Source organism: Synechococcus sp. BA-120 BA3, assembly GCF_034931285.1.
GTDB lineage: Bacteria > Cyanobacteriota > Cyanobacteriia > PCC-6307 > Cyanobiaceae > Cyanobium.
Genome location: NZ_JAYGHZ010000059.1, coordinates 1 through 7,837, shown reverse-complemented (window position 1 = coordinate 7,837; position 7,837 = coordinate 1). Strand labels below are relative to the sequence as shown.

The 7,837-nt window shown below is 69.5% G+C and carries 7 protein-coding genes and 1 pseudogene; 7 read left to right on the top strand and 1 reads right to left on the bottom strand.

The window, feature by feature from the left end:
* On the bottom strand, positions 1–471 hold a 471-nt coding region (locus tag VB737_RS04290; protein ID WP_500311415.1), incomplete at its 3' end, for a primosomal protein N' family DNA-binding protein.
* A gap of 460 nt (positions 472–931) precedes the next feature.
* Here VB737_RS04290 and rpoD point away from each other — a divergent pair.
* The 7 genes and pseudogenes from rpoD to VB737_RS04255 all read left to right on the top strand — a co-directional run.
* On the top strand, positions 932–2,227 hold the full coding sequence (gene rpoD, locus VB737_RS04285; RefSeq protein ID WP_500311413.1) for an RNA polymerase sigma factor RpoD: 1,296 nt from the start codon (positions 932–934) through the stop codon (positions 2,225–2,227).
* Between the two features lie 79 nt (positions 2,228–2,306).
* Positions 2,307–3,416 carry a glycosyltransferase gene (locus VB737_RS04280; protein ID WP_500311410.1) on the top strand — a complete coding sequence of 370 codons (1,110 nt, stop codon included), beginning with the start codon at positions 2,307–2,309 and terminating at the stop codon, positions 3,414–3,416.
* Between the two features lie 78 nt (positions 3,417–3,494).
* Complete coding sequence (locus VB737_RS04275) at positions 3,495–5,309, top strand: ArnT family glycosyltransferase (protein ID WP_500311408.1); 1,815 nt, start codon at positions 3,495–3,497, stop codon at positions 5,307–5,309.
* Positions 5,309–5,971 (top strand): phosphatase PAP2 family protein, encoded by a 663-nt coding sequence (locus VB737_RS04270; protein WP_500311406.1) that lies wholly within the window; start codon positions 5,309–5,311, stop codon positions 5,969–5,971. Before VB737_RS04275 ends, VB737_RS04270 begins: the two co-directional genes overlap by 1 nt.
* Positions 5,968–6,369, top strand: coding sequence for a DUF1824 family protein (locus VB737_RS04265; RefSeq protein ID WP_500311404.1), 402 nt, complete (start codon positions 5,968–5,970; stop codon positions 6,367–6,369). The genes VB737_RS04270 and VB737_RS04265 overlap by 4 nt, the downstream gene beginning before the upstream one ends.
* A 127-nt stretch (positions 6,370–6,496) precedes the next feature.
* Positions 6,497–7,450 carry a hydroxymethylbilane synthase gene (hemC, locus tag VB737_RS04260; RefSeq protein WP_500311403.1) on the top strand — a complete coding sequence of 318 codons (954 nt, stop codon included), beginning with the start codon at positions 6,497–6,499 and terminating at the stop codon, positions 7,448–7,450.
* Positions 7,425–7,837 (top strand): annotated as a pseudogene (locus VB737_RS04255) (chloride channel protein); the annotation flags it as partial. The gene hemC and the pseudogene VB737_RS04255, both read left to right, overlap by 26 nt.

Genomic DNA, 7,837 nt, shown 5'->3' with positions numbered 1-7,837 from the left:
GTGGTCCAGCAGCGCCTGCTGGCGGGGGGTGACGGTTTCACCGGCCGCGGCCGGGTTGGGCCGCACCGTCCAGAGGACCCGCCCCTGACCGGGGGGGCGGCGGGCCTGCCCCAGCCAGCCCGGCGGCAGCGCGCTCTTGAGGGTGCGGAACAGTCCGGTGTGGCACTGGCGGGCCACGCCCTCCAGCAGGGTCTGCCAGAGCGGATCGATCGCGGCGCTCTCCAGCACCGCGTCCACCGGCTGGATGGCGCGTCCCTCCATGGCGGCCGGACAGGCCGCGGCCGTCGCCACCACCAGGCCCGTGTGGGGCCTCCCCTGAAGCCGCACCCGCACCAGATCGCCCACCCCGATGGCCAGGCCTGATGGGTTGGCGTAGGTGAAGGTCCGTCCCTCCCGGCCGGCTTCCAGCCAGACCTCCAGCCAGCCTGGCTGGGCGTGCCCGGGTGGGGAGGGTGAGGAGCTGGCTGGCAATCTTGCAAAGATCTCATGCCATTCCTAGGATGACGGGGTTGGGCCGCCCGAAAGGCTGCCGTCGGAACCGCGCAGAGTTCCGTCCACAGGGAAGACCCGCTGAGGATCCAGGGATTCACTCCCTGTTCATTCCTCCGGTCTGAGACCACCCGTGACAGCCCTGCAACGGCTCTGGCCGACATCCACCATCCCAACCACGCTCCTGGAGCGATCCATCCACCATCCATCGGCAGGGGCCCCGTGAGGGGGGTCATCCCATCCCGCGACGTCCTGTTGCTCTCCTTGCCCTCCCGTCCGGCTCCGCACCGGCACCGTGGAGGATGGGGGCCGCAGACGCCGACCCGGAGCACCGGAACCGGCTGATGGGATCACGCTCCTGACCATCTCCGGGCCCTTTGCCCCGCTCGCCTTTCCCTCGCCCGCTTCATTCCCCCTCACCCCTTTCTTTCGCGTCGTTTCCATGAGCCCAGTCGCCGCCAAGGCCAAAGCCGCCGTTTCTGAGATCCTGGCCACCGTCTCCGCCAACGGCGACGTGCTGCCCATCGACCCCTCGGCGGCGACGGCCAGGAAGACCGCGGCCCGTGCCCGAACGGCCGCCCCCAAGGCTGGGTCCGCCAAGCCTGCCGCCAAGGCCGGCTCCAGGACGACCAAAGCCGCGGCCGCCAAACCTGCTGCCGAGAAGCCCCCGGCGGTCGTCCTCGATGACGGGCTCGACGGGGATGAGGATCTGCCCGACACCGGCAGCGACCTCCGCAAGGACGCCAAGGGCGCCAAGGCCCTCGCCAGCATCAAGGTGGGCCCGAAAGGCGTCTACACCGAGGATTCGATCCGCGTCTATCTCCAGGAGATCGGCCGCATCCGCCTGCTGCGGCCCGATGAGGAGATTGAGCTGGCCCGCAAGATTGCCGATCTGCTCGAGCTGGAGGAGAAGGCGGCCGAGTTCGAGGCCGACAAGGGGCACTTCCCCGACACCAAGGAATGGGCGGCGATCTTCGACATGCCCCTGATCAAGTTCCGCCGCCGGCTGATGCTGGGTCGGCGGGCCAAGGAGAAGATGGTCCAGTCGAACCTGCGGCTGGTCGTCTCGATCGCCAAGAAGTACATGAACCGGGGTCTGTCCTTCCAGGATCTGATCCAGGAAGGCAGCCTCGGGCTGATCCGCGCTGCCGAGAAATTCGACCACGAGAAGGGTTATAAATTCTCCACCTATGCCACCTGGTGGATCCGCCAGGCGATCACCCGGGCGATTGCCGATCAGAGCCGCACCATCCGTCTCCCTGTCCACCTCTACGAAACGATCTCCCGGATCAAGAAGACCACCAAGACGCTGTCCCAGGAGTTCGGACGCAAGCCCACTGAGGAGGAGATCGCCGAGAGCATGGAGATGACGATCGAGAAGCTTCGCTTCATCGCTAAATCCGCCCAGCTGCCGATCTCGCTCGAAACTCCCATCGGCAAGGAGGAAGACTCCAGGCTCGGCGACTTCATTGAGGCCGATATTGAGAATCCGGAGCAGGATGTCGCCAAGAATCTGCTGCGTGAGGATCTCGAAGGTGTGTTGGCCACCCTCAGCCCCCGCGAGCGCGACGTGCTGCGCCTGCGCTATGGCCTTGATGACGGCCGCATGAAGACCCTCGAAGAGATCGGCCAGATCTTCGATGTCACACGCGAGCGCATCCGGCAGATTGAAGCCAAGGCCCTGCGCAAGCTGCGCCACCCCAACCGCAATGGTGTGCTGAAGGAATACATCAAGTAACCTTCTCCCCCAGCCGGGGAAGTCACAAACAATCTGGCGAGTGCATGGACATTTTCTTCGGCAGCTCGCCTGAACTCGTATGACGATACAGGAACAGCTCCTGCGGCTGACGGTCGTTCTGCCTACCTTCAACGAGTGCTCCAATGTGGAGCCCATCGTGGAGGAACTTCTCCCTCTGAGAGACAGATTTGATCTCGAACTTCTGTTTGTTGATGATGATTCCAGTGATGGAACATCGGAGAAAGTGCGGATGCTGGCCCACCGCCATGGCTGTGTCCGGCTGATCCGTCGTGTCGGGCGCTTCGGCCTCTCCAGCGCCATCAAGGAGGGCATCCTGGATGCCACCGGCGATGTGGTGGTGGTGATGGACTGCGATGGCCAGCACGAACCCGCCTCGGTGGCCCATGCCGTCTCCGCCCTGATCGAGAGTGGCGGCGATCTCATGGTCGGCAGCCGCTTCCACCCTCAGGCCAGGATCATGGGCCTGAGCGAGCGTCGGGAGCGGAACTCCACCTGGGCGAACACGGTGGCCCGGTTCAGCCTGCCCCGCTACCGCCACCTGACCGACTACATGAGCGGTTTCTTCGCCCTCCGCCCCGAGCGCTGCCTCCCCTATGTGCGGCAGGTGGATGTCAACGGCTTCAAGTTTCTCTATGAACTGCTGGCCCTCAGCCACGGCCATCTGGCGGTGGCCGAGGTGCCCCTGAGCTTCCAGCCCCGCAGCGCCGGGGAATCGAAGCTGAACCTGGCGGTGATCTGGGATCTGGGGGTCTCGATCCTGCACACCCTGCTGCTGCGCATGGTGCCCCGGCGGGCCGTCAGCTTCGCCCTGGTGGGAGGTACGGGCATCGGCATCCACCTGCTGGTGTTTGCCCTCAGCCAGGACCTTCTCGGCCTCAGTTTCGAGCAGGCCCAGGTGGTGGCCGTGGTCAGCGCCGGCTGCTCCAACTACCTGATCAACAATGTGCTGACCTTCCGCTCCCAGCAGCTCAGCGGCATCGCCCTGCTGTTCGGCCTGATCCGCTTCCTGCTGGTCACCTCCCTGGGGATGGCGGCCAACGTCGGGGTGTCCTCGGCGTTCTACCGGCAGGTCACGCCCCAGCCGCTGCTGGCCTTGCTGGCCGGCATCGCCGTCGACTTCGTCTGGAAGTATGCGGCCTCCTCCCGCTTCGTCTGGAACACGCCCTAGGCCCCCTCCGCCCTGGGCCAGGGGACAGGTCGGCGGGCCCTGGCCTTAACTTCGCCTTGATCTTGTCGTCGACCCAGCATGGTTTCTGCTGTCCGGGGGGCCCGGCCGGAGGGTGTCCGTGCCCGTAGCCATAGGCAACTGGTCTGGGTTCTGAGCGGCCTCTGGCTGCTGCTGATCTGCTGGCTGGCCTTCTTCCAGGGCCTGGGCAGTGTCGGTCTGATGGACAAGACCGAGGCCCTGTTCGTCGAGGTGGGCCACCAGATGCTGGAGCGGGGCGACTGGATCACCCCCTGGTGGAACGGCGAACGCTTCTTCGACTACCCCGTCCTGGGCTACTGGATGGTCGGGCTGAGCTTCCGGCTGTTCGGGGTCAGCGAATGGGCCGCCCGGCTGCCGGTGGCCCTCGCCGCCAGTGCCGTGGTCGTGGCGTCCTTCGGCCTGATGCTGGCCTGGTCCCCGTCGGGGGAGGCCGGACGGCCCCGCCTGCTCAGGGCTGCGGTGGCGGCCGGGGTGATCGCCACGACCCCGGGCTGGATCGGCTGGGGACGCACCTCCACCACCGACATGTTTCTCTCCAGCGCCATCGGTCTGGCGCTGTTCGGCTTTCTGCTCGCCCATCGCCACCGGTCCGACCCCTGGCGGGCACCCCTCGGCCGGGTGGCCATGGCGCTGTTCGCCGGCATCGCGGTGCTGGCCAAGGGCCCGGTGGGTCTGCTCTTGCCGGGCCTGGTGGTGGTGGTCTTCCTGGTGCTCACCGGCCAGTGGCGCCCCTGGCTGCGCTGGCGGCCCCTGCTGGCCATGGTGGCCCTGTTCCTCGGGGTGTGCGCTCCCTGGTACGCGGCGGCGGCGGCCGTCAACGGCGGCGACTTCATCGGCGGGTTCCTGGGGTTCAGCAACCTGCAGCGCTTCACGACCGTGCTCTACGACCACCCCGGCCCCCCCTGGTTCTATCTGCCCTGGCTGGTGCTGCTGGTGCTGCCCTGGTCGCTGTTCCTGCCGCTGGCGATCGCGGCCCAGGGCTTCTGGCGGCCCTCGCGCTGGCGAACGGCGGCCGCCGACTCTTCCGGGGATGGCTGCGCCGCGGCGGACCTGGGGCTGTTCCTGCTGCTCTGGCTGGTGCTGGTGGTGGCCTTCTTCTCCGCCGCCGCCACCAAGCTGCCCGGCTACATCCTGCCGGCCCTGCCGGCGGCGAGCCTGCTGGTGGCGTTGCTGTGGCACCCGCTGCCGGAGGCGACCACGCCAGAAGGGGTGGCCCCGGGGCGGACGGGGGTGCGGATCGCCGCCGGCCTCGAGGTGCTGCTGCTGGGCGCCATGGCGGTGGCGGCCGCCCTGGCCCCGGGCTGGGTGGCGGGGGATCCCGCCTATCCGGAGTTCGGCGCCGCCCTGTCCCGCTCGGGCCTGCCCCTGCTGCTCTCGGTGTGCCTCGGGCTGACGGCCCTGGCCCTGCTGGTGTTGCTGCTGCGGCCCGGGGCCAGCGACTGGCTCTGGCTTCCCAGTCTGGCCGGCTTCCTGGCGGTGCTCGGGCTGGTGATCGCCCCGCTCGCCCCCCTGCTGGACCGGGAGCGTCAGGTGCCCCTGCGCCAGATGGCCCGCGCCGCCCAGGCCGCCGCCAGACCCGATGAGCCGTTGCTGATCGTCGGCACCTTGCGTTACAGCCTGCTGTTCTACGGCGAGCCGGAGGCCGTCTTCGTTTCCGATCGCCTCCACATCACCCAGCTCGCCCTGCAGGGTCCCGACGCCCTCGCCCTGTCGCCGGGCACTCGCTCCGTTCGGCTGGTGGGCGACCGTCGTGATCTCGAGGCCCTGGGCCTGCCCCCGCAGGGCATCGAGCGCCTGGCCCGCACCGGGGAGCTGGCCCTCTGGCGGGTGCCCCGGCAGCATCTGGTGCCGTGATGGGGTTCCATCTGCTGCCCCGGGAGCGGATCCTGCTGCCCGGCTGCCTGATCGTGCTGGTGGGGCTGTTCGTGGCGGTGGCCCCGGGCCGTCCCCTGGCCCTGCTGGACGCTGAGGTCCTGGACTGGCTGGGCAACCACCTCCACGGCCAGGTGGGCGGGGTGCTGACCCAGGTGTACCGGGCCACCGGCGTCGGCTTCACCGCCGTCCTGGTGGCCATGGCCCTGATCCATCTGCTGCTGCGGCGCTGGTGGAAGGACCTGCGCCTGCTGGTGATGGCCACCGGCGGCATCCTGATCCTGGTGGATCTGGTGTTCAAGCCGCTGTTCAGCCGCCAGCGCCCGCCGGGCAGCCTGCTTCCCCTGGACGGCCACAGCTTCCCCAGCGGCCATGCCGCCGGGGCCGTGGCCTTCTACTTCGCCATGGTGGTGATCCTGGGGTCCCACCATCCCCGCCTGCGGCGCACCCTGGCGGCGGTGGCCTGCGGCCTGGTGGCTCTGGTCTGGCTCAGCACCCTTTACGTGCGGGCCCACTGGCCCACGGATCTGCTGGCGGGCGCCGCCGTCGGGCTGGCCTGGCTGACGGTGTGCCTGGCCTTCTGGCGTGATCCGCCCCCCGTCGACCCCCAGAGTGGGACGGCCCGACCGCTGCGCTCCCCGTGACGACCGACCTGCCCACCACCGGCCTGGCCGCTCTGCGGGGCCTGCGCACCGCCCCTGCCCTCGACGGGGAGAGTCGTTCCGTGCTGCGTCAGGAGCTCACCGCCCGGCTGGGGGCCTGTGACTGGTTCACGCTCGGCATCATGGCCCCCTCGGCGGCGGCGGCCCTGACGGCCCTGCGACAGCTGGAGGAGGCCCAGGGCTGGTCGGCCCTGCAGCCGGGGGATCCCGGCGAGGGGGACCCCGGTCCGGTGTTCCTCAAGGGCAACCAGCGCACAGGACAGTTTCTTCTGCGCCGTGAGGAGGGCCTCGGCGAGGGACTCTTGATCACCGGCCATGGGGCCTCCGATCCGGGCGCGGAGGACACCTGGGGGCCCCTGCCCCTCGATCTGTTCGCCTGATCCCACCCTGTGACAACGGATCCCATCAGCTGATCACGTTCCGTCCGCTGGATTGGGGCCGGGACGGGCCGATGCCTAGGCTGGGCGGCTGTTGCCTGGCAGCGGTCGCTGCCGCCCGAAGCCGCCGATGACCAGCTCCACCCTGCGCATCGCCTCCCGCCGCAGCCAGCTGGCCATGGTCCAGACCCACTGGGTGCGTGATGAGCTCTCCCGGGCCCACCCCGCGCTGGCGATCACCATTGAGGCGATGGCCACCCAGGGGGACAAGATTCTCGACGTCGCCCTGGCCAAGATCGGCGACAAGGGCCTGTTCACCAAGGAACTGGAGGCCCAGATGCTGGTCGACCGGGCCGACATCGCCGTCCACAGCCTCAAGGACCTGCCCACCAACCTGCCGGAGGGCCTGATCCTGGGCTGCATCACCGAGCGGGAGGACCCGGCCGATGCCCTGGTGGTGCACGAGCGGCACCGGGACCGCACCCTGGCCACCCTGCCCGAGGGCAGCGTGGTGGGCACCAGCTCCCTGCGCCGCCTGGCCCAGCTGCGTCACCACTACCCCCACCTGGAGTTCAAGGACGTGCGGGGCAACGTGATCACCCGGCTGGAGAAGCTCGACGCCGGCGTCTACGACTGCCTGATCCTGGCGGCAGCCGGCCTCACCCGCCTCGGCCTGGGTGAGCGCATCCATGAGCTGATCGATCCCTCGATTTCGCTCCATGCCGTGGGCCAGGGGGCCCTGGGCATCGAATGCCGCGCCGGCGACACGGCCGTGCTCGAGACGATCGCCGTGCTGGAACACCAGCCCACCGCCCGTCGCTGCCTGGCCGAGCGGGCCTTCCTGCGCAGCCTGGAGGGCGGCTGCCAGGTGCCCATCGGCGTCAACACCCATTTCGAGGGCGACGAGCTGGTGCTCACCGGCATGGTGGCCAGCATCGACGGCCAGCGCCTGCTGCGCGAGAGCTGCCGCGGACCTGCCACCGATCCCGAGGCGATCGGGGTGGCCCTGGCGGGCACCCTCCGCTCCCAGGGGGCCGGGGAGATCCTGGAGGAGATCTTTGCCAGCGTCCGCCCCGAAAGCTGAGGCGCCGGCCCCCCGGGCCGCCGCGCCCGAGGCGGAGCTGCGCGGTCTCCCCTTCCAGTGGAACCTGCTGGCCTGGGCGGCCCTGGTCGGCACCCTGACCGGCCTGGCGGTGGTGGCCTTCCACGAGCTGCTGGGCTTCATCAACAACTTCCTCTTCGGGCCTTTCGTGGAGGGCCTGCTGGTGATCGGGCGCTCCTCCCCCGCCACCCCCGCCGACCTGCCGCCGATCGATCTGCCGCCGCTGGCGCCCGACAGCGGCACCCCCCTGCGGGCCCTGCTCCAGCTCGGGCTCGATGGCATCGGCCTGCTGGCGGCGGCACCGCCCCCGCCCCCCGAACCCCCTCCCATCAGCCTGCCCACCCCGCCTGACTGGCTGGCCCTCTGGCC